The organism is Paenibacillus faecalis, from assembly GCF_900289175.1.
Lineage (GTDB): Bacteria > Bacillota > Bacilli > Paenibacillales > Paenibacillaceae > Paenibacillus_AQ > Paenibacillus_AQ faecalis.
This window is the reverse complement of the sequence record NZ_LT985747.1, coordinates 2,302,059-2,322,814: the sequence shown is the minus strand read 5'-3', so window position 1 is coordinate 2,322,814 and position 20,756 is coordinate 2,302,059. Positions and strand designations below refer to the sequence as shown.

Annotated in this window: 20 protein-coding genes; 13 read left to right on the top strand and 7 right to left on the bottom strand. The window is 42.2% G+C overall.

The features are described from left to right. The first annotated feature begins 109 nt into the window (after positions 1 to 109). From C8268_RS11100 to C8268_RS11085, 4 genes are all read left to right on the top strand, one after another. Positions 110 to 967, top strand: a complete 858-nt coding sequence (locus C8268_RS11100; protein ID WP_106767710.1) for a carbohydrate ABC transporter permease — start codon at positions 110 to 112, stop codon at positions 965 to 967. Positions 968 to 990: 23 nt separating this feature from the next. Further along, positions 991 to 1,866 (top strand): carbohydrate ABC transporter permease, encoded by an 876-nt coding sequence (locus tag C8268_RS11095; RefSeq protein WP_106767709.1) that lies wholly within the window; start codon positions 991 to 993, stop codon positions 1,864 to 1,866. A gap of 942 nt (positions 1,867 to 2,808) precedes the next feature. Continuing rightward, entirely contained in the window at positions 2,809 to 3,987 is a 1,179-nt protein-coding gene (locus C8268_RS11090) for a GNAT family N-acetyltransferase (RefSeq protein WP_106767708.1), read from the top strand. Between the two features lie 162 nt (positions 3,988 to 4,149). After that, positions 4,150 to 4,389, top strand: a complete 240-nt coding sequence (locus tag C8268_RS11085; protein WP_106767707.1) for a hypothetical protein — start codon at positions 4,150 to 4,152, stop codon at positions 4,387 to 4,389. A gap of 204 nt (positions 4,390 to 4,593) precedes the next feature. On the opposite strand, the gene C8268_RS11080 is transcribed toward C8268_RS11085, so the two are convergent. Next, a complete protein-coding gene (locus C8268_RS11080) occupies positions 4,594 to 5,355 on the bottom strand; it encodes an HAD-IIB family hydrolase (protein WP_106767706.1) in 762 nt (253 codons plus the stop codon). A gap of 91 nt (positions 5,356 to 5,446) precedes the next feature. Here C8268_RS11080 and C8268_RS11075 point away from each other — a divergent pair, with 91 nt between their 5' ends. The 3 genes from C8268_RS11075 to C8268_RS11065 all read left to right on the top strand — a co-directional run bounded on the left by C8268_RS11075 (position 5,447) and on the right by C8268_RS11065 (position 8,599). Then, positions 5,447 to 6,139, top strand: a complete 693-nt coding sequence (locus C8268_RS11075) for a Crp/Fnr family transcriptional regulator (RefSeq protein WP_106767705.1) — start codon at positions 5,447 to 5,449, stop codon at positions 6,137 to 6,139. 287 nt (positions 6,140 to 6,426) lie between these two features. Continuing rightward, positions 6,427 to 7,344 (top strand): tyrosine-type recombinase/integrase, encoded by a 918-nt coding sequence (locus tag C8268_RS11070; protein ID WP_106767704.1) that lies wholly within the window; start codon positions 6,427 to 6,429, stop codon positions 7,342 to 7,344. Between the two features lie 148 nt (positions 7,345 to 7,492). Continuing rightward, positions 7,493 to 8,599: a DUF3900 domain-containing protein gene (locus tag C8268_RS11065; protein ID WP_106767703.1), complete on the top strand. Its 1,107-nt coding sequence runs from the start codon at positions 7,493 to 7,495 to the stop codon at positions 8,597 to 8,599. A 119-nt stretch (positions 8,600 to 8,718) separates the two neighbouring features. Here C8268_RS11065 and C8268_RS11060 read toward each other — a convergent pair whose 3' ends face one another. Continuing rightward, on the bottom strand, positions 8,719 to 9,648 hold the full coding sequence (locus tag C8268_RS11060; protein WP_106767702.1) for an L-lactate dehydrogenase: 930 nt from the start codon (positions 9,646 to 9,648) through the stop codon (positions 8,719 to 8,721). A 271-nt stretch (positions 9,649 to 9,919) separates the two neighbouring features. After that, entirely contained in the window at positions 9,920 to 10,147 is a 228-nt protein-coding gene (gene tlp, locus C8268_RS11055) for a small acid-soluble spore protein Tlp (RefSeq protein ID WP_106767701.1), read from the bottom strand. 180 nt (positions 10,148 to 10,327) lie between these two features. On the opposite strand from tlp, the gene C8268_RS11050 reads away from it, so the two are divergent. The 3 genes from C8268_RS11050 (at position 10,328) to C8268_RS11040 (ending at position 12,642) form a co-directional block, all read left to right on the top strand. Then, the gene (locus C8268_RS11050; protein ID WP_106767700.1) at positions 10,328 to 11,617 is read left to right on the top strand and encodes a WD40/YVTN/BNR-like repeat-containing protein; all 1,290 of its coding nucleotides are present in this window, start codon (positions 10,328 to 10,330) and stop codon (positions 11,615 to 11,617) included. 198 nt (positions 11,618 to 11,815) lie between these two features. Next, a complete protein-coding gene (locus C8268_RS11045; protein ID WP_199794840.1) occupies positions 11,816 to 12,004 on the top strand; it encodes a hypothetical protein in 189 nt (62 codons plus the stop codon). A 227-nt stretch (positions 12,005 to 12,231) separates the two neighbouring features. After that, entirely contained in the window at positions 12,232 to 12,642 is a 411-nt protein-coding gene (locus C8268_RS11040) for a DUF2500 domain-containing protein (protein ID WP_106767699.1), read from the top strand. A gap of 142 nt (positions 12,643 to 12,784) precedes the next feature. On the opposite strand, the gene C8268_RS11035 is transcribed toward C8268_RS11040, so the two are convergent. The 3 genes from C8268_RS11035 to C8268_RS11025 all read right to left on the bottom strand — a co-directional run bounded on the left by C8268_RS11035 (position 12,785) and on the right by C8268_RS11025 (position 15,993). Further along, a complete protein-coding gene (locus C8268_RS11035) occupies positions 12,785 to 14,149 on the bottom strand; it encodes an ABC transporter substrate-binding protein (protein WP_106767698.1) in 1,365 nt (454 codons plus the stop codon). Positions 14,150 to 14,251: 102 nt separating this feature from the next. Beyond that, positions 14,252 to 15,076 (bottom strand): carbohydrate ABC transporter permease, encoded by an 825-nt coding sequence (locus C8268_RS11030; protein ID WP_106767697.1) that lies wholly within the window; start codon positions 15,074 to 15,076, stop codon positions 14,252 to 14,254. Continuing rightward, on the bottom strand, positions 15,073 to 15,993 hold the full coding sequence (locus C8268_RS11025; RefSeq protein ID WP_234032972.1) for a carbohydrate ABC transporter permease: 921 nt from the start codon (positions 15,991 to 15,993) through the stop codon (positions 15,073 to 15,075). The genes C8268_RS11030 and C8268_RS11025 overlap by 4 nt, the downstream gene beginning before the upstream one ends. A 243-nt stretch (positions 15,994 to 16,236) precedes the next feature. Here C8268_RS11025 and C8268_RS11020 point away from each other — a divergent pair, with 243 nt between their 5' ends. Together C8268_RS11020 and gerQ are read left to right on the top strand one after the other, a co-directional pair. After that, entirely contained in the window at positions 16,237 to 16,659 is a 423-nt protein-coding gene (locus C8268_RS11020) for a cell wall hydrolase (protein ID WP_106767695.1), read from the top strand. A gap of 30 nt (positions 16,660 to 16,689) precedes the next feature. Further along, entirely contained in the window at positions 16,690 to 17,145 is a 456-nt protein-coding gene (gene gerQ, locus C8268_RS11015; RefSeq protein WP_106767694.1) for a spore coat protein GerQ, read from the top strand. A gap of 82 nt (positions 17,146 to 17,227) precedes the next feature. Here gerQ and C8268_RS11010 read toward each other — a convergent pair whose 3' ends face one another. Beyond that, complete coding sequence (locus C8268_RS11010) at positions 17,228 to 19,084, bottom strand: alkaline phosphatase (RefSeq protein WP_199794838.1); 1,857 nt, start codon at positions 19,082 to 19,084, stop codon at positions 17,228 to 17,230. Positions 19,085 to 19,424: 340 nt separating this feature from the next. Here C8268_RS11010 and C8268_RS11005 point away from each other — a divergent pair, with 340 nt between their 5' ends. Then, the gene (locus C8268_RS11005) at positions 19,425 to 20,741 is read left to right on the top strand and encodes a hemolysin family protein (protein ID WP_106767693.1); all 1,317 of its coding nucleotides are present in this window, start codon (positions 19,425 to 19,427) and stop codon (positions 20,739 to 20,741) included. Positions 20,742 to 20,756: the final 15 nt, after the last annotated feature.

The window sequence follows — 20,756 nt, the reverse complement described above, 5'->3', positions numbered from 1 at the left end:
TTAAGAATACGGTTACCTATATGTTGCGCCGCCCCTTTTACTTGACCAAGGGCGGCGCAACCATTTAAACAGATAGTGAAGAAAAATAAAACATCAAAGGTGATAAATTATGAAGGGTGATCGCAAGTATATTTTGATGTTTTTATTACCAGCAGCGGTAATGATGACGATTTTTTTGTACTATCCTTTTTTTAAAAGCCTCTATCTAAGTTTTTTTAGAACGACCGGATTTTTCGATAAGAAATTTGTTGGCTGGGATAACTACCAACGGTTGTTCACGGATGAGCTATTAGGAGCGGCAACATTAAACACGCTTGAGATTATGATTTATGTCATCGTGTTCCAGGTCGGTATTGCCTTGTTACTCGCTGTGTTGGTTGATAATATATCAAGATTAAAAGGATTTTTTCGTACTGTATTTTTCTTTCCGGTCGTTATCTCCGGAACAGCCATTTCCTTGTTGTTCGTACTGATCTATAACTATAATTTCGGGCTTTTGAACAATATCCTGGCCAACTTTGGCATTGAAAAAATTCTTTGGCTCGATGAGAGCAATGCTCTTAAAGCGGTAGCTATTCCAACGGTTTGGCATTACGTAGGTTTTTACTTTGTATTGTTCTTGACGGCTATGTCTAAGATTCCTGCAGATTTTTATGAAGCTGCTAAACTTGAAGGGATTACAGGGTTTAAGAAAACGACCAAACTTACGATTCCATTAATTATGGGTGACATTAAAGTCGTTATGACACTTGCAATTACCGGGGTACTTAAGATCTTTGATTTTGTCTGGGTTATTACTTCAGGACAGAATGGAACAGAAGTGTTAGGTACCTATATGTATAAAAAAGCGATGGTGGATCAGAACTTCGGTTACGGCTCAACGGTTGCGATTTATATGGTCGTGTTTGGAGTAGTGCTTGCTCTGCTCGCCAACCGTTTGTTAAAAAGTGATGATATTACATACTAAGCTGTTATTAGGGGTGTGCTATTATGCAGCAAGTCGTTAAAAATCAGCAACAGGTTGTACGGCCAAAAAAAACCAGGAAATTTAGCATAGGCAGCGCCTTAATGTATGTTATTTTGACAGCCTGGGCCTTGACAACAATATATCCAATGTTCTGGATTGTGAATAACTCTTTCAAATTATCCAGGGATGTTATGAATGACTCGTTTAGTATTGCTTGGAATCCGACGTTTTTTAACTATGAAAATGCATTTGATCGCATCAATATCGGACGAAGCTATTTAAACAGTTTGATCATGTCTGGTTCAACGGTACTGTTGGTGCTTTTAATGGGTGGATTGGCCGCATTTGTATTGGCTAGATTCAATTTTAGAGGGAAGAAAGCGATCTTTTCGATTCTCTATGCTACACTTTTGATACCTGCATTTGCAACGGTTGTTCCCGTGTATGAGCTCTTGATTCAAACGAAGCTGGTAAACACGTATCCTGGATTGTCCTTGCCACAAACTGCCGGTAACTTGACCTTTGCTATATTGGTTTTGGCTGGGTATATGGCAACGATTCCGAAGGATTTGGAAGAAGCAGCTTTTATCGACGGTTGTAACAGATGGCAAATGTTTACGAAGCTGTTTGTACCGATTTCGAGACCGGCATTCTCGTCAGTGACGATCTTTGTTTTTCTGTGGTCGTATAACGACCTGTTCTCCGCATTGATTTTTGTTAACAAAGAGAATGTTCGACCGATTGTAGCTTTATTGAATGAGATCAGTTCCCAGTATGGAACGGATTTTGGACTGATGGCTTCAGCGGTATCGATTACGGTGATTCCAGTATTGGTTGTTTACTTGTTTATCTCGAAGTATATTGAAAAAGGATTGACTGAGGGAGCTGTTAAAGGCTGATCATGGCCCGACCACAGCCGTGCAGCCCTAAAAGCAAGTCAAAGGAACGGTTGTACCGATCCTTCGACTTGCTTTTTTGTTCGTAAAATATATAGATCCGATCTGCAAGGAAACAATATTGAAGAGGTTAAGATCGATTACCCACCCACACTCTCTCTTTTCTATAAAGATAGGAACTAATGATTCTATCATTGGAGACGAGCGATACATGTTTGTCTGTTATGGAACTTCGGGACACGAGAAATACGGCTTTATGTTTCTGGATAAAGGTCAGATCGAATCAGGAGAAGCTGAATTCAAACCACTAATAGAAACAATAGGGCAATAATGGTGAGTAATCGTATAAGTAACTTTCTGCTTGAATAGCTGCTAAAACAAGTCAAAGGTACGGATTTACCGAGCCTCTGACTTGCTTTTTTGAATAACGGCTTAGATTTCTTCGTGAAAACGTAAGTATTATTGTCTGCAAATACAGCAAATCCGGTCGATTCATATGATAATTTCAATATATGAAAAATTCATAATAGTAAAACAATCATATTATACCTTCCTAGCTCATTTTCTATTTAAATTACTATCTTCGTATTGATCACTAAAACGAAAAGGGGTATTATTGTAATCCGTTAATTCAAGCTAGTACAGACCGAATTAAAAAATAAAATGCTAGACATTCCGAAAATTAGATGGTATAATTTCCCTAATTGACAAGGAAGGAGGGGATTAGGATATGACTGGATATGAATATAAGAACGTAAGTAGAAAAAAGTTATCCTTCGCTGCCCCTCTTTCAATCGGACGCTAGTAAGTTAGTATTATTCCGCATGAATTTGAGCCTAGGCATCGATGCCTGGGCTTTTTTGTGCCTGTTTTTGGACATAGCCCGGCGATGAATCATGCCCTGGGCTCTTTTTTGTAACTGGATATATAAAAGGAGATGGATCGATGTATTTATTGTCAACTGAACGGTATGAAACGGTGCAATCATTGTTTGAAGAGCTTATGTATGATTTAAGATTAGTATCAATATTCAAGCGTACAATCCCTGGTGAAATTTATGTGGATTGTACGGAGCAGCCGAGTACAGTTTTTGTCTGGGATCGTGGTCGGTCGCTGTATGCCGCCGGTTGTAATGTTGATTTTTATAAGCAAGTGAATGTGTATTTAAGAACTCAAGCGTTTCCCGGAATGGTTGAATCCAATTCAGAGATGCTCGACTATTATATTCGATATCCTCAATCATCAATTTGTATAGACGGGCTAAAGCAGCATTTGATTGATGGTCTTCATGCATCTGTTGTGAAGCGAAGATATTATATGTTTGATCTATCAGTAGATGAAAGACCAATTGAACTGCCCGAAGGATATCAATTGCATGAAGTGAATCTGGAATTGCTTATAAGAACAGATCTTAAAAATCTAGATTTTATACTGGATGAGATTCATTCCAATCATATGACAGCTGACAACTTTAATGAGCGAGGCTTCGGATACTGCATATTAACGAACGATAACGAAATCGTAAGCTGGTGTTTAACGGATTACGTCATCGGGAACAAATGTGAATTTGGGATCGAGACCGATGAGGATCATCAACAAAAGGGGCTGGCAACAGCTGTTGCTGCTGCATGTGTTCAGTTAGCACGTTCTAAAGGGATCAAGTGTATTGGCTGGGATTGCTTTGACATCAATATCGGGTCTTGGAAGACGGCGGAGAAGGTCGGGTTTAAGCTATTCAAGACGTATGAACCATGGTTTGGTTGGTTTAACCGTTTCGATAATGCTCTTGTTCAGGCTTATGAATGTTATCAAAATGAAGATTTCAGCGGTGCTGTGTATTTTTATGAAATGGTGTTTGACCGGTTATCTAAGGGAGAGGAAGACCTTGAGATCCGCCTGAGCCGGATTATGAATCCAGACAATCAATATTGGTTTTATTATAATGCTGTAAGATGTTATGCGCATTTGAACAAAGAAGGGGAAGTATCCGATAAATTGATGAAGTCGATATCTATGGGGCTCAATGATCCATCAATGATTACAGAGGAGACCGTTTTTGATCAATATAAAACAATGAACTGGTATGAGCAGTTATTGAAAAAGGTAGAAGTGAATGCATGTTAATTAATGTGATGAAGTGTTTTTTGAGACAACCTAGAAAGATAGTTAACTAAAAATATATTATGTAAACAATATTGGTTTAAAATGCACACCATAGTCATGGCATATAGGTTAAACATCATGAAAACACTGACCAAGAACTAGTTGAAGTCTAGGAGGGGTTGAATGAATCAATTAGACACTTTCATCAATGAAGTAAAATACAATAGCCTGGAAGTAGTTAATATAGGATGTAGCGATAGTTATCATTTTTTGAATTCAATCCTGGCGGATAAAAAATATGTTTTCATTGGGGAAAGTAGTCATTGTGTTAAAGAGTTTAGTATTGCGAAAATAAATCTGGTTCAATTTCTTCATCAAAGGCGTATGAAGAGGCAGGATAGGGATGTCATTCACTCCCGCTGAACAATATGATGGAATCCTCTTTTTTCAAACAGTGAACCCTATACTTTTCAATCCCGAGGATTCCTTGGTAAACAATATTTAAATAACACGAAGCAGATTTTTAAAGCGAAAAAAATGTTAACTTAAAAAATATTATGTAAACCATAAGTTTTTCGTAAAGCCATTGGACCTCCAATGGCTTTTTCTAATAGGCAAAGAGAGTTGCTAAATCAAGCTGAAGGGTTGATTACAGAATGCCAACAATCTCTGTGCGATATGCTGATCATCAGGCTGAAGTTGTTCTGTTGCATAACCTTTAAGTTCTTCATGCATTCCAATCATAATGGAAGTGTGAGCATGCTGAAACATGGATATATCATTCGCATCATTTCCGAAAGCAATATAAGATTGTTCTTTTAAACCTAATCTCATGAGTCCATCCCATTTATCAATACCTTGGGGGCTTATATCGAAGATTCCTTCATCACCATGCTTATGTATAACAAGGGGTAGAGCCGAAAGTGATTCTAGTACCAGACGGTGATCAGAAACGTCAAACAGAACCATTTTTATTATTTTATGAAGTGATTCTAAGGGAACCTGATGAGCCCGCTTCTCTGGATCAACATTACGTCTTATAGGATGATCTTCACGTCCGGTATAGGAATAGTCCCAATCACTATCGATTAAATATTGCAGATTATAGTTATGGATTATAGTAAGGAGATCATTTCGAATGTCTTCTTCAAAATGAACAGTAGAGATGATATTCTTTTCTTTAGCGACCATAGTACCGTTGCCACCGACCATGGGGTACCCATGCATATGTTCAGGTAAGATAGGCAGCAGGTCTCGAATGGGACGGGCCGAAGCAAAAATAATTTCGTGGCCTTGATGCGTCAGCTCATCGAGCGCATTGATTATGATGGGGCTTAGTGGCTTTCCTTGAAAACATATAGTACCGTCTAAATCGAATACAAATATCAAGTGCTCACATCCTTGTTTACTTTTAGATTTTATCTTAATGATCTGCTGATATTAATGGAAGGACATATGTCCTGAAAGGATAGATGATTTGATGAAAATAATCCATGACCCCCAACTTCTGCAATCCAAACTCAATCAATTTGAAATCGATCAAATCTTCCATGAATCGGATGAGGTCCCTTATGAACTTCGAAGCTATGAACCAGGGGAGCTTGTCTTAAAAGAGGGCGAGCAGATGGATGCCCTTTTGCTTCTAGTCGAAGGCAGAGTAAAGATTACATCCAGTGTACAGACCGGAAAGGTACTGCTGCTTCGTTTTTGCGAGCCTCTTGCTATTATGGGTGATATTGAGCTAATTCAAAAAGTGGTTGTTCAGTCCCAAGTGGAAGCTGTTCAAAAGACACTGTGCATTGGGATTCCATTTGAATACATATACGAGTATGCGATCCATGAGCCTAAGTTTTTGATGTCGCTCCTAACCCACGTCACCTATAAACTGCAGACATGTACAACGGCCTCTCGCGTCAATTTGTTAGCTTCTGTCGAGAATCGGTTTGCAAGCTATTTAATGACAACCATCCATGAGAAAAATGAATTTGGAAAAGAAATTCGCTCGACCAACACACAAGAAATTGCAGATTTGATCGGTACAACATCCAGACACCTAAATCGTGTTATTTTAAAACTGACTGAACAAGGAGTGATAGCTAGGGAGAAGGATACCATACATATTCTAGATAAAAAAGCGCTGCAAGAACTCTCAAACGGAATTCGATATGAATGAGTACAGTTAGAAGAGTGGAAGCAGCAAAATTTTGTTAAAAAACCGTGAATCCACGGCTTTTTTTAATAGAAAACAGTATTTAAGCAAAATTATATGTAATTATATACATAAAAACATGCCTAAAAATATGCGTATAACATAAATTATACGCATATTTTGATTTAAAGCATTTTTATAATTGTTGATAGGGAGTAAACTGTAATAAGTCATGGTGTTTATACCAATGTAGTCGACAAAATTCACTGAAAACTGTGTTAAAATGAAAGATCAGCATAAGGAGGATCACTATGCTTGATATAAAAGAGTATTATGAGGAGTCATTAGACGCTTTTATGATTTGGATGAAGGATGCCGGATATACTTTTTACACACAGAAATCATATATGAGCGATGTTTATGAGTTTCTGAATTCATTAAATGGAAAATCATTGGATCAAGTAAAGAAACTTCATGTTATGTCTTATTTATCTTCTGTTCGGGAACGTGGAGTTAGCGATACAACTCGAAATCGAAAACATGCAGCGGTTAATTGTTTTTTTAAAGCATTGATCGATCTGGAACTGGTTGCACATAATCCTGCAATCGGAGTGAAAAAATCAAAAACAGAGAGTAACAAAGCTCCTTCTTACTTGAATGAGGATGAGCTCATCCGCTTTTTCGAAGCGGTGCAAGGTAAATACCGAACACGAAACATTGCGATTTTTCTTTTGATGGCTTACATGGGACTGCGAATCGGTGAGGTTCATGCGCTGAACATATCCGATTATAATGCCCAGCACCGTATGCTGAATGTATTCGGAAAAGGGCGGAAATGGCGGTCGCTTCCTGTTCCTGAATCGGTAGGCCAAGTTTTGGAGCAGGCCATATCTTTAAGAATAAAGCCGTGGCGGGCAACTGAGGATGCAATGTTTACTTCGCAAAAAGGCAGGCGTCTATCTATTCGGTGTATCCAGCAAATCGCTTCGGAAACGTTTGATCGTTTTCAGGCAGATGTGCCAGCACATCAAAAACTGTCATATTCGAGCCATAAGCTAAGACATTCATTCGCTACCATGCTGCTTCGTAAAGGTGCGGATCTGAGAACGGTGCAGGAGTTGCTCGGCCACTCCTCGATACAGACGACAACCATTTATACCCATGTAAGCAATCGTGAAAAGGAAGAAGCTATCGCTCGATTGGATATTCAAGTTCCGACCGAACTATAAACAAGATTATTAAGTTACATATTAAATATTATGTAAACTATAACTTTGTAATCCTCTTCCAATCATACGGAGAGCGCCGCGAGAAACATTTTAACTTATTAATAATTAACATCATTAAATACATATTGTCATCATAAAGGAGTTACTCATGAAATTTAATGTTCAATTTTTATCCTTCTTTGTTATTCGAGTAGAAGGGAAGGAAAGTCAGCTTCATAAATCATATCAGCACTACCAAACGCTTGATGATTATGAATATGAAGATAGTGAGATCAAAAAATTTTTGGACGGGGAGTTTACACGAATCAGCAAAAGGAAAGTAGAGAAAAATCCAAACAAGGAACAGGCGCCGACGAAAATCGGACGTTTTATCGTAGAGCCTGGGTATGAGCTGGACAGTAACCCGAACTTTAATATGTTTGCCCGGCTGCGGGGAGCGGATGATAAAGAGTCTTTCAAGAACGCTTGTGATGATCTGGTTCGTAGCTACCTCGATACTAGCTCGGTACGGGGAGGGGCGCTCATTATATCTCAAGCGGTCCTGTCTACTCATTCCGATGAGCCGTTCATATTTGTGATGAAATGCGATTTTGAACAGAAAATTGTCCGAATTTCGGATGAAAAAAGTTTAATCAGCGAAGTTGAAATGGCAATCAGTGCACGGAACATCAAATCGATACTATATCCCCATATGCTTGAAGAAGGAATGATGGATGAATGGGAGCTAAAAATTCACCAATCTTCTCATGCCCGTTATTTCGAGGATTTTTTGAAGTTTGTTTCTTATGAACAATCCATTCCGGAAATTGTGAATGATCAAATGATGGAGTATGTTCAAACGTATGTTGAAAGCAAATGGCCTGATGAAACGAATGAAGAGCGTCAGCAGGAAGAGAAAGAACTGGAATTATGGGCGGCCAGTGAAAAACGAAACATTCAGGAAAAATGGGAGCCGGCAGAAGTAGTAGAGGCTGCAAGCCGGATCGTAGAGATCAAGCCGGAAATTGAGCTGAAGTTCAAAATTGGTGATGTTCATATTAAAGGATTGCTTGCTGATTTCGGAGAGAGCATTCATATTGCAAAGCTAAACGGTCGATATGCCGTTGTCATTGAAGGAGACCATTTCATCTTTGATAAGGGTGTTTCTCCAATTGAACTGCTTCAGCCGGAATCATTCCAGGATGTAGCAGAAAAGCTTATCAACAAAGAAGAATATATGGCAGACATCCCGTATCTTTCGGATGAACAGGATTAGCCAGGAATAGACGAACAAGCGAAAAAGACGAAACGATTACGGACAAATAAGAGTGGTCTACTTGCAGAAAAATTGGACGTCCCGCCAGAACTCAAATCTGGCGGGACGTTCTTTACGCTTTAAAAGCCGATGTTCGCGATTTCGGATTTCAATTTTTCTGCTGATTTATGGAACATAACCGTTTCCTCCTCATTCAGAGGCAGGTCGAGCACTTCTCGTATACCAGTCCGGTCTACAACGCAAGGCACACCCAGATATACATCGGAGACGCCGTTGTAGTTCTGAAGTAAGGTAGAGACATTAAGCACAGCACTTTCGTTTTGTAAAATGGCTGTTACAATTCGATCAAGTGCAAGGGCGATCGCATAGAAAGTAGCTCCTTTAGCGTTGATAATCTCGTAAGCAGCGTTTTTAGTGCTTTCAAAAATCTGCTGCTTGTCCTCTTCATCGACTTCCAGATTAATGCCTGCCACATTGGCGAGACTCCATACCGGCACTTCAGAATCACCGTGTTCGCCAATGATATGAGCGTGTATACTCCGTGGATCAATATGCTTATGCTTGCCGAGAAGATAGCGGTAGCGCGCACTGTCCAGCAGTGTGCCAGAACCTATAACGCGATTCGCCGGGAAACCGCTCTCCTTAAGTGTAACGTACGATAGTATATCAACCGGATTGGTGGCAATCAGCAGAATACCGTTTTTATTGTACTTCGTAATCTTTTGTACGATTTCTTTGAAAACCGCAGCGTTTTTCTTTAAAAGATCGATTCGGGTTTCTCCCGGTTTTTGAGATGCCCCTGCTGTTACGATGATGATATCGGCGCCTTCACAATCCGGGTAATCTCCAGCCCAAACCTTCACGCCTCCTACAAAAGGAAGCCCGTGATTCATATCCAGCGCTTCACCTACCGCTTTATCGTGATTGATATCAATTAGTACGATCTCTGCTACTCGTTTGCGGAGCAGCAGGGTGTAGGCGGTTGTTGTACCAACCGCGCCTGTCCCGATGATAACGGCGCGGCTTGGTCGATATATTGTCGAATTCATACAATCATCCCCTTCTACTCATGATTTGCATACGCTGGAAATAAACGCATGATATATAATTACCCATTATAGGGGGAAAGCAAAAAAATAGGTATTCTTGACATGAATCGAAAAATGTTATAATGCAACCCGTTTGATCACAATCAGCCTCTGAAAATGTGTCAACATATTTACATGATATGTACAAGTTCGAAGCTAATGAAGCTGCATTTTAAACAGGAAGCTCACTTGAGCCTCCTGTTTTTTATATGGATCAAGCAGGGGACATTTATTATTGTTCACGTTGATGCTGCGCCTCGTCTTTGATCTCTTCACGAAATCCAGAAATGCTTCTCTTGCGCCGCTCATTTTTTTCCAGAATCTGTTCTTTCTCCGATTCAGAAATTTCATCACCAAACTCGTTCAGATAATCCTTGGCTTCCCGAAAATTCTCGATAGTGTCCTGAACTGCATCCTGCAGACGATCGACATTATTTTCACGGTTATCCGGCTTTGGCATGATCTCACCTCCTTTTTTCATTAAAGCTTAGCTCTTTATGTTACATGTGAAGTTTTCCATGGAAGGGGGTTCCTTATACATGAAGAAAAAGAAGCTTCCTGTTTTCATATGGGGATTATGATATAATTGACCGAAAAAGCGACATGAAACACAACTGGGCGATACGAAGGAGGAAGCTGCTTGATATTACGCAATCATTCGTACTGTCGAAGCATAATATTGCTAGTTACATTTATTTTTTTGCTGACAGCTTGTACATCAACAACTACGAACACAACTTCTCAACAAGATCCTACCGCCAATGAGCAAGAAACTGAGTCGGTCGAAGATGGTCAAACTTTAACAGTCGTTACACCCGAAACAGCTGATAAAGCACCTGAGGAAAAAAGTAAATATCAAATACAGACAAGACTGACCGATTTTCACATGCTTAGCGAATCCGAAGGAATCGCATGGGGGGTTACGAAGGGCGCTTTGCGACTATACCTTACCGAAGATTTTGGAGAGACCTGGGTTGATATTTCACCTTCATCTAATATTCAATTCAAGGATAAACTTGTATATGGCCATGATATTGTGTTTACGGATAAAGATCATGGCTGGATTGTCCGTAACGGAGGCAGCGAGGGAACCATGCTTATGAATACCAGTGACGGGGGAAAAGAGTGGAAATTATCTTCTTTGCCTGATGCGGAAGAAATAACTGGCCTATCCTTTACTTCTTCCATGAATGGCTGGGTAATGGCTTCGGCGGAAGCTACTTCCAGCTGGGAGGAAAAAAATTTGTTCCGAACAAATGATCAGGGCGAGCACTGGACCCGTGTGATGGAAAACTCAAACTATGCTGCTATAAGCGAACCTGGCACGGTTATACCTCGAACGGGGTTGATCAGAGAGATGACATTCGCCAATTCTTATACCGGATTTGCTACCGTAAAAGAAACCAAGGGCTCCAAGCTGTATATATCGAGAGATGGCGGTTTAAGCTGGAGTGCTTCAAAGGATATTTTTCAGGATGATCAATCGAAATTGTGCGAATCCTACATACCCGGAGTTCCTCAATTTCTTGGCAGCGCGAATGATGTTTGGGTTTCTATAACCTGCTTGAACGATGGCGATCCTGAATTCGGAGGATATTTCTCAACGGATAGCGGCTTGTCTTGGGAATTTGTTTCTTTTCCGTTGAATCCGAAAAGCATGCAGGGTACTATAAGTCCGGTCTTTAGACGTCAACATGAAGGCTGGAGTGTCATCAATGGTATCGTTTATCGTTCAAAGGACATGGGGGAGACGTGGACTCCATATCCAAGGGACCCGGAACTGGCCAAACATCTCGCAGAATATCCGATCATCTCTAAAATGGAGTTTGCTTCTTCTGATGTCGGATGGATGCTTGTTGAAACCGTGGATGAGAAGCGCTCCCGGCTTCTTCTCAGCATGGATGGCGGGGCAACCTGGAGAATTAGATAATATCGTGGCATGAGACTTTGTCGCTGCAAGTATGATCAGCAGTTGGCAAAGTCTTTGTTTATCTGCAAAGCATTTAAGTTTAAATGTTCAAATTTTTAAAATGTTCAATCATTTGTGAAAATAATCACAATATAAGGTGTTGAATCATGTTAATATGAAAGTGTAAAGAAGAGGAAATAACAAATAGGAGTGATTGAGATGAAAATGGAAACAGATATGATGACGGCTAACTTGCTCCGCTTATGTTATAACTGTAATGATGCCCATCTGTGTCAAACTGAAGAACAATGCAAAGCTTGCTGGGCAGATATGGGACTGCTTCCGATTGAAGATGAAGATGAAGGACAGCGTGAAACTAAAGCTTTTCTGCAAATGGTTCATGAGTAAGTTGCTGTTTAACCGAATATCGAAGAAAAAGAATAGACATTTCACCTAAAGCTGATGTTTTGTAGAAATACAAGCATCGGCTTTTTGTTTTGTTTCCCCTCTTGTCCAACAGCATACGAGTTATTTTTTCTGAAAACGGGGTTAAAGTTGTCTGATCTCCCGCATATGATCTAACAAGGACAAAGGATTTAGACGGAAAGATGCTTTAAGGTGAAAGGGTGAGCTGTATGGGATCGGAATCATATTGGATGTTCGATTTTTTCGGCAGTGTTATGCCTGTGTTTTTTGTGGTTATGCTTGGAATCATATTGCTTACAGCAGGCAAGGGCATTATGCAATGGAACCGAAATAACAAGCAGCCGCTACTAACCGTGGATTCGCGAATCGTCAGCAAGCGAAGCGAGGTTACACATAGCCGTCATTCAGATGATGGTCTGTCCAGCCGCTCCAAGACTTCTTATTATTTGACCTTTGAGGTAGAGAGCGGGGACCGGATGGAGTTTTTAGTCAGCGGGGAAGAGTTCGGCGTCTGTGCTGAAGGAGATAAGGGGAAATTGACTTTTCAGGGAACACGATATTACAAATTCGAGCGCTTTCCAAAATATCAGCGGGAGTCTGCACAGAAAATAGGTATCTGAAAATTGGATTATTGATGGCGAATGATACGCAAAATGATATTACGAAGCAATAAATTAATCCTATAAATAATTAATATAATTAACTAAATGAAAGGGAGACCCGCTTACATTCGGCAGGGTCTCCCTTGTCACTAAAAACAAGTTATTTCACGGTTTTATTGTACATTTCGATTTTGGAGGTGATTTCCTCCGCGGCTTTATCCAATGCTTCCTGCGGCGATTTCTGACCGTTCAACACTTCCTCAATGGCTGTTTCTGTAATTTGTCTAGCCTCAGGGAATACACCCATTACAGCCCCTTGCGTTGCCAAATTTGGCTCTGTCTGATGTAGCTGGTCAATTGCGGTTTGAAACTGAGAATACTTCTCCAGATTCTCCTTCACAACAGGTTCGTCGTATGCTTTGGTCGTTACCGGAAAATATCCTGTATTCACATGCCAGTAAGCTTGGGTTTTTGGGTCGGCAAGGTACTTCATAAACTCCCAAGCCGCTTTTTGTTCGGCTTCGGGCTTGTTGTCAAGCAGCCACAAGCTTGCTCCCCCGATGACGACACCGCCTTTTCCGGCGTTTGAAGGTTTAGGCAAAAAGGCCGTTCCAACTTCGAATTTGCCTTCAGAAGCGCTGACGATGCCGCGCAGGGAAGCGGTGGAGTCCAGCATCATGGCAACTTGTCCGGCGGCAAATGCTTTTTTCGTGTCATCGGTTTTACGTCCAAGGTTCAGAAGGGATTTATCGTCAAGCATTCCTTTCCACCATTCGAGCGTTTCCACACCGGCTTTGCTGTTTACTTGTGAGGCTGTTGCAAGCGAATGACGTCCGTTTCCGTTGTTCAGCAGTTCAGCGCCCTGGTTGGCGAAAAATTGTTCCATAAACCATCCGTAGATCGCGAAGGAGGCTCCGGTCATTCCATCTTTGGTCAACTGCTTGGCGGCCTCAGCTACTTCCTCGTATGTTTTTGGAGGATTTTCCGGGTCCAGTCCGGCTGCTTCAAAAGCGTCTTTATTGTAATACAAAATCGGATTGGAGGAATTGAACGGCATGGAATACAGTTTGTCATCGAACGTGTAGTAATTTTTAATATTCGGCTCCAGACTGGAAATGTCATATTGCTCCGCATCGATAAAGTCTTGAACAGGCTTGATGGCTTTCGAATCCATCATGAACCGGCTGCCGATTTCATACACCTGAATCATGGTCGGGCTGTTGTCCGAGCCAAGAGAAGCTTTCAGCTTGTTTAAGCTCTCATCGTATGTTCCCTGATACACGCCCTCAACCTGAATGTCGGGATTTGCAGCATTAAAGTCTGAGATCAGTTTGTCCACTACTTTCCCGACATCCCCGCTCATGGAATGCCACCATACCACTTTAACCGGTTCGTTGGCATCTCCGCTAGCGGTATCAGCTGTTTCCGAGGATTTCGGTGAACTGCTGTTTCCGCATGCCGTGCTTACGATCATCAGGCAAGCCAGCAATGCAAGAGTGAAGGTCTTTTTTCCAAAACGTTTCATGATCGATTATCTCTCCCTTATGAAAATATTAGTGTATATCAACATTGCACAGCCCAGAGTTAAGCCACGCAAAACTGATCGTCTCACCATTGAACCAGCGATTTACCCTTTCAGTGCTCCTGCCGTAATTCCGCGAACGAGCGGTTTAAGCCCTAAGGCAAGCAGCAGAAGGGAAGGAAGCAGCAATGTAAGAACCCCGGCAAGAATCAGGTTCCACGAGTTCATTTCCTCGAATTGAAGCATGGATACACCGATCTGAACCGTTCGCATTTCTTCACGGTTGGTTGTTAGCAGCGGCCATAGATACATGTTCCAGTTGTTTAGGAAGGAGTAGACACCAAGCGTGGTGATCGCGGGCATGGATAATGGCGTAACCAGCTTGAAGAACATGCGCATATGTCCGCAGCCGTCTACTTTTGCCGCTTCAAACAGTTCTTTAGGCAGTTGCAAAAAATACTGTCTCAGCAAAAAAGTTCCGAATGCAGAAGCGAGAAAGGGAACGATTAGCCCTTGGTAAGTATCCAGCCAATTCAAATTTTTCACCGTAAGATAATTCGGAATCATAATAACTTCCCAAGGAACCATCATCGTGGCAAGAAACAGGCTGAATAACAGTGTTTTTCCTGGGAACTTGAGAAATGCAAACGCGTATGCCGCAAGACTCGCCGTGATGATCTGTCCCGCCATAATCGCACAGGATACGATCAAGCTGTTTCCAATAAACCGCAAAACCGGAATCGTATGTGCCACCTTGATGAAATTGGATATATTCAACGCATCCGGCAGTAAAGGCGGCGGATACACTGCTGATTCCGCTTCACTCATCATGGAGGTTGACAGAGTATAGAGCAGTGGAAACGCAACGACAAACGCGCAGAGCAGAAGGACCAGATAGATCAAGCTTTTTGGCATAAGACGCATGCTCATTGGTAATGCACCTTCTTTTCAACGAATTTGAACTGGACGAAAGTCAGGAGCAGGATAATCGCAAACAGGATCAGCGCTTGAGCACTTCCAATCCCGAACCGGAAGTTAATAAATGCATCCTGATAGATGTTGTACACCAGTACATTGGTGCTGTTCATCGGGCCGCCCTTTGTCAGAATGTTAATCTGTCCAAAGGCCTGAAACGAACCAATAATAGATACGACCAGCGTAAAGAACAGTGTAGGGGAGATGAGGGGCAGTGTAATCTTGAAAAATGTTCGCAGCGGACCCGAGCCATCTATTTTGGAACTGTCATAAATATCGTCCGGGACGCCCTGCATTCCACCCAGCATCAAAATATAGTTGAAGCCAAGATTCAACCAAACGGTCATAATAGCGATCGATAGCATTGCCCATTTTGGATCGGTCAACCATTGAATCGGTTCGCTTCCGATGAGCTGCAGGAAATAATTCAGAACTCCGAGGGTCGGATGATATAGAATCATCCAGATCATTGAACCGGTACCGACAGATACAGCCATCGGCAGGGAGAAGATGAACCGGAACATTTTCATGCCTTTTAGTTTATTGTGAGTTAGGGCTGCAAGGAGAAGAGCGGCAGCGATTCCGGTAGGTACGGTCAATACGATAAATAGAAGTGTATTGGCAAAGCTTTTGTAGAACATATCGGATGATAATGTCTGTTTGAAGTTGTCCAGTCCGACGAATTCAGCGACCTGCCCTTGAGGATCGGTAAGAAACAGGCTAAGGTAGACTGATTTTAGTAAGGGATAGAACAAAAAGATACAAAACAGCAGGACAGATGGTGCAAGCAACACATATGCCAGCAACATTTCTTTACGGCGGATCTTTTTGAGCGATGTACGCTTTACCCTAACGCCCAGTTCCTTCTCCATAGCTGTGGAGGATGCCAAAGAGTTTCTCGGAGGAGTGAGCGTATATTGTTTGTCCATGGATTTGACTTACCTCACTTTCATATGTTTGGCTTTACCAATGAGTATAGAGCCGGGATATTAATTCTGATGAAGTGTTATGTAAGCTGAATGTAATTTAAGCAAAACCTTCTAAATGTGTTGTCACCACAATAGGCGAATGCACATATGATACAAAGTGAAAACAAGGAAGTGAGGAGGAGGACTGTGGCCGTAATTAAGGCGACTTCATCAGATGTCGATTTATTGGCAAGACTCATTCGTGCCGAGGCGGAAAGTGAAGGGGATCAGGGAATGCTCATGGTCGGGAATGTAGGAGTAAACCGGATTCTGGCAAACTGTTTGGACTTCATTGGGATTCGGACGATGAGTGACATGGTGTTCCAAAGCCCGGGCGGCTTTGAAGCGACGCAGAAGAGTTATTTTTACCAGAGGGCTCGGGATAGTGAAAGAAGGCTGGCCCAAAGGGCCATTAACGGGGAACGGATCTGGCCTGCAACGAATGCTTTATGGTTTTTCAGACCGGTAGAAGAATGTCCACCGACCTGGTATGATCAGCAAAATACCGGGCGCTATAAGGCACACTGTTTCTTCAGCCCTACTTTCGAAGATTGTCCGAATGTATATTAGTGTGTTGTACACGTTAAGGAGGTAATACTTATGTTTAATCATGGAAATGCACCGATGAACTTTATCGGTAACGGATACCCAGGCATTCAGCAAGGATGTCAGCCTTCATTAAATCGAAGCATGGGTCCATACAAGGGGAATCTGCCTCCGCAGGTGCCAAGTGGTTCCCCAATGACAGCGACCGGTACAGTTGTTCCAGCCCCTCAATTCGAGCAGTCGTATGTCGAAAATATACTCCGTCTGAATCTCGGCAAACGTGCCTCATTCTTCATGACCTACGAGAACAATTCCGAATGGAATGCCAAAGTGTTTACTGGAATTCTGGAAGCAGCAGGCCGGGATCACATTATAATTAGTGAGCCTCAAACAGGGCGTAGAATCGTTCTTCTTATGGTGAACCTTGACTATGTAGTGTTTGATGAGCCGTTAACTTATCAATATCCTGGAGTAGTTGGAAACCCGCCGCCAAGCAGAAAACAATCGTAAATCAGCATTGTGCACAAAATAAGGCAGTCCCCAAAAGGTCGAATTACCAGACCGGGGACTGCCTTTATTTATAGAGAAAACGTTATTTTTTGGCCTTCTCTTTAACCGGGTTCAGCTGCAAAGCCGTCATAATATTGCGGAATACCTCCGTGTTATCCATATATCCGTTAAAAAGGGACGCTCCAGGTCCCGATGCGTTGATCGGCACATCATCAAATGTGTGAACTTCCTGCGCTTCATGATGAGGCAAGTTTCCTTTATAATGCACCCCGTTTGGGTCTTTGTCGGGGTTGGCGATGTACCATGATTTATCGGTTACACTTGGATCTTGTATTGTAGGACTGATCGGCTTCGGATTGGCCATGTAGTCTTCATTATGGTCTGGGTGGTTCCCCCAGCCAATAGCCAGTTTCCAATCGGAATCCGGATGGTCCGGAAATCCGTCGCCATCGGCATCCTGGTATGTAGGGAATTTGGAGTCGGAATAAGTGCCGACCAGTTCGCGCAGCTCATCCCCTTTTTTGCCTTCAGCATCTTTCACCGAAAATGTACCGTTTAAAGTCATGGAATGCCCATGATCCGCTGTTACAATCACAAGAGTATCGGGGTGTTTTTCTGCATATTCCTTAACAAGTCCTACGGTCTGATCGAACTCGATTGTATCCCAAATGACCCGCTCCATGTCCATCGTATGAGCCTGCTTATCAATCGAAGCACTTTCAACCATTAGGAAAAAGCCATTTTTATTCTGATCAAGCACATCCAGTGCTTTAGCGGTCATCTCCATCAGGGTAGGCTGGTCAGTATACGCACCCACGATATCGGAGTTGTTCGGCTGTGTATACTCGCGGTCGAAATATACATTCATATTGCCTGGCCGGAACAGACCAAGGAGTTTTTCGTCGGCCGAAGCCTGAGTTAGCTCTTTCGCATTCGTGACATAAGAATATCCTTCCTTTTTATACGCATCGATAAGGTTGGCTTGATCTTTCCGCTTACCGCCTTCAGAAGCTGGCAGGAACCATTCTCTGCCGCCTCCAAGCAGTACATCCGGACGATGAAGCGGGTCGAGGTACGATTTGGCGATAAACTCGGATTCATATCGAGAACGGGTATGTACAGCCATAGCAGCTGGTGTGGCATCGGTAATATCCGCTGTCGTTACAAGACCTGTAGACATGCCGCGCGTACGTTTCAGCAGCTCGATGATATTTTCAACCTTCGGATCATCAAGCGGATCATCTGTATTGTCAGGATAAACGCCCTCTGCATTCACTGCTGTTTTATGCCCGGTAGCATAGGCTGAGGCGCTATTGGCAGAGTCTGTAACGATCGAATCCATCCCTGAGGTGGTCACCATCCCCATGGATTCCATGTCCTCCATTTCCAGCCAGCCTTTATATTTGCCTTCATCTATTCCTTTGGAAACTACTCGTGCAGCGGTTCTTATGTTGGAGCTCATTCCGTCGCCGATCATAAGAACGACATTTTTCGCTTTTTTACCATTGCCAATCGCTTGATAGACCTCATAATTCACCGTTTTCGTAAACGTTTCTTTCTTATTATTTACAGAGACATGAATGGAAATGTGTTCTGGTTTATTAAATGATACATCGCGAATGGTGTATTCCGTGCTGGTGGGTGTGGTGTGTGTAATAACAGGTTTTTTGCCAAAATACTGCGCAGCATCTTTGCCATTGATCCGTACCTGCAGCTGTTCCTGTCCTTCCAAACCCGTCGCTTCGACTCTAAAATCCAGTTTTTGACCAGCGAGAATCGCTGCTCGATCAATAGGCAGAATCGTTATTACCGGTGCAGCCGAAGCCTGCTGATTTACGCTTGTTCCTTCTGCAGCAGCGGTATATGAAGCTGCTTCTCCGAATGCAACCGCCAGTGTAAGTAGGATTGCAGTCATACGTGTGGTCCGATTGATTTTCACAAGAGTTCCTCCTCAATAAGAATTCTACCAATCTAATATTAGGAGGTGATTATTAAGAGAGCATCAAATCGGTGTAAATGAGTGTTAAATGATGATAAATAAAAAACAGCTTGTAACAACGGTCTTTTATGTCATAACAGAGCGATTGACTGTGTATCGTATAACTATATAATTAATGATATAAGTTGTTTACGCTTTAATCAGACAAGGAGATGAGTCTATTGGGAAGTTGACGCGTTATCCAATTACGTTGTTATGCGTTAGAGCTCCACACATTTTTAATAACCGAAGGAGGTGATCCTATCTGTCGTAGCGGTTTGTACGGCGGATAGGAGACTGATTGAGTGATCCTTTGCCGAGTTGGTTAGGAATATCTTTGGTATTGTTATTCGTATTTTTAAACGGTTTTTTTGTATCGGCTGAACTGGCTTTCGTAAAGGTCAAAAGCAGCCGAGTTGATGCGCTTGCAGAGAAAGGGAAAAAGAACGCAATTATAGCACAGCGGATTCTGCGTAACCTAGATCCATATTTGACCGCTTGCCAGCTTGGTGTAACGATATCTTCGATTATGCTTGGCTGGATTGCAGAACGTTCGATTGCGTTCATGATTGCTCCGTGGTTCCAGACATTTGGACTTGGAGACACATGGATACATGTCGTGTCTATTGTGATTGCATTGTCACTTATCGTAGTGATGCATATCGTATTAGGCGAATTAGCACCAAAGACGGTTGCTGTGCGTAAAGCCGAAACAATCGTTATGTTATCGGTCAGACCATTGGATTTATTCTACAAGATAACCTATCCTGTTATTTGGTTAGTGAATAGTTTATCAAGCGGTCTTCTTCGTTTATTCAAGATGAAGCCTGCCGTAGAGCGGGGAACGCCTCATACAGAGGAGGAGCTTCTTGATCTGATGAAGGAGAGCAGCGAGGTTGGGCTGATCAATGATACGGAGCTGACCTTGGTCGATAACATTTTTGAATTTGCGGATACGACAGCTAGAGAAATCATGATTCCTCGAACGGATATGATCTGCTTATATACCAATCTGTCCATGGAGGAAAATTTAAAGATAGCCGATGAGGGAATGCGTACCCGATACCCGATCTGTGATGAGGATAAAGACCATATTATCGGATTCATCCATATCAAGGATTTGATGCGGGGATATGTACGGGACCAGCTTTCACTAATTCGACCGATCATTGCGGTTCCTGAATCGATGAAGATTAGCGAGCTGCTAAAACGAATGCAGCGGAGCAAGACTCAAATTGCTATTCTTATTGATGAATACGGCGGCACATCTGGTCTTGTCACGCTGGAGGACATCATGGAGGAAATCGTAGGTGAAATCCAGGATGAGTTCGATGAGGAACGCCAAGGAATTGAGATGGTATCCGAGGATGAATATTCTATCGACGGATTGATGTTAATTGATGAAATTAATGACCAGTTCGGTCTAGACTTAGATACAGAAGATTATGACACACTTGGCGGATGGTTATCCTCCAGGCTGGAGGCGATCATTCCGGAGAAAGGTCAGTCTTATGCTTACGGCGAATATGTATTCGTTGTTGATCAAATGGAAAATAAAAGAATTTCTCGTATTACACTGCTAAAACAGCAAGTGGTACAGGCGGAAGCCGGCGCATAAATTTATGCTGCTGGT

What these genes read in the sequence shown, in the direction of transcription:
- C8268_RS11100 (WP_106767710.1), top strand. Translation starts at nt 110, where the DNA reads ATGAAGGGTGATCGCAAGTATATTTTGATGTTTTTATTACCAGCAGCG.
- C8268_RS11095 (WP_106767709.1), top strand. Translation starts at nt 991, where the DNA reads ATGCAGCAAGTCGTTAAAAATCAGCAACAGGTTGTACGGCCAAAAAAA.
- C8268_RS11090 (WP_106767708.1), top strand. Translation starts at nt 2,809, where the DNA reads ATGTATTTATTGTCAACTGAACGGTATGAAACGGTGCAATCATTGTTT.
- C8268_RS11085 (WP_106767707.1), top strand. Translation starts at nt 4,150, where the DNA reads ATGAATCAATTAGACACTTTCATCAATGAAGTAAAATACAATAGCCTG.
- C8268_RS11075 (WP_106767705.1), top strand. Translation starts at nt 5,447, where the DNA reads ATGAAAATAATCCATGACCCCCAACTTCTGCAATCCAAACTCAATCAA.
- C8268_RS11070 (WP_106767704.1), top strand. Translation starts at nt 6,427, where the DNA reads ATGCTTGATATAAAAGAGTATTATGAGGAGTCATTAGACGCTTTTATG.
- C8268_RS11065 (WP_106767703.1), top strand. Translation starts at nt 7,493, where the DNA reads ATGAAATTTAATGTTCAATTTTTATCCTTCTTTGTTATTCGAGTAGAA.
- C8268_RS11060 (WP_106767702.1), bottom strand. Translation starts at nt 9,648, where the DNA reads ATGAATTCGACAATATATCGACCAAGCCGCGCCGTTATCATCGGGACA.
- tlp (WP_106767701.1), bottom strand. Translation starts at nt 10,147, where the DNA reads ATGCCAAAGCCGGATAACCGTGAAAATAATGTCGATCGTCTGCAGGAT.
- C8268_RS11045 (WP_199794840.1), top strand. Translation starts at nt 11,816, where the DNA reads ATGAAAATGGAAACAGATATGATGACGGCTAACTTGCTCCGCTTATGT.
- C8268_RS11040 (WP_106767699.1), top strand. Translation starts at nt 12,232, where the DNA reads ATGGGATCGGAATCATATTGGATGTTCGATTTTTTCGGCAGTGTTATG.
- C8268_RS11035 (WP_106767698.1), bottom strand. Translation starts at nt 14,149, where the DNA reads ATGAAACGTTTTGGAAAAAAGACCTTCACTCTTGCATTGCTGGCTTGC.
- C8268_RS11030 (WP_106767697.1), bottom strand. Translation starts at nt 15,076, where the DNA reads ATGAGCATGCGTCTTATGCCAAAAAGCTTGATCTATCTGGTCCTTCTG.
- C8268_RS11025 (WP_234032972.1), bottom strand. Translation starts at nt 15,993, where the DNA reads ATGGAGAAGGAACTGGGCGTTAGGGTAAAGCGTACATCGCTCAAAAAG.
- gerQ (WP_106767694.1), top strand. Translation starts at nt 16,690, where the DNA reads ATGTTTAATCATGGAAATGCACCGATGAACTTTATCGGTAACGGATAC.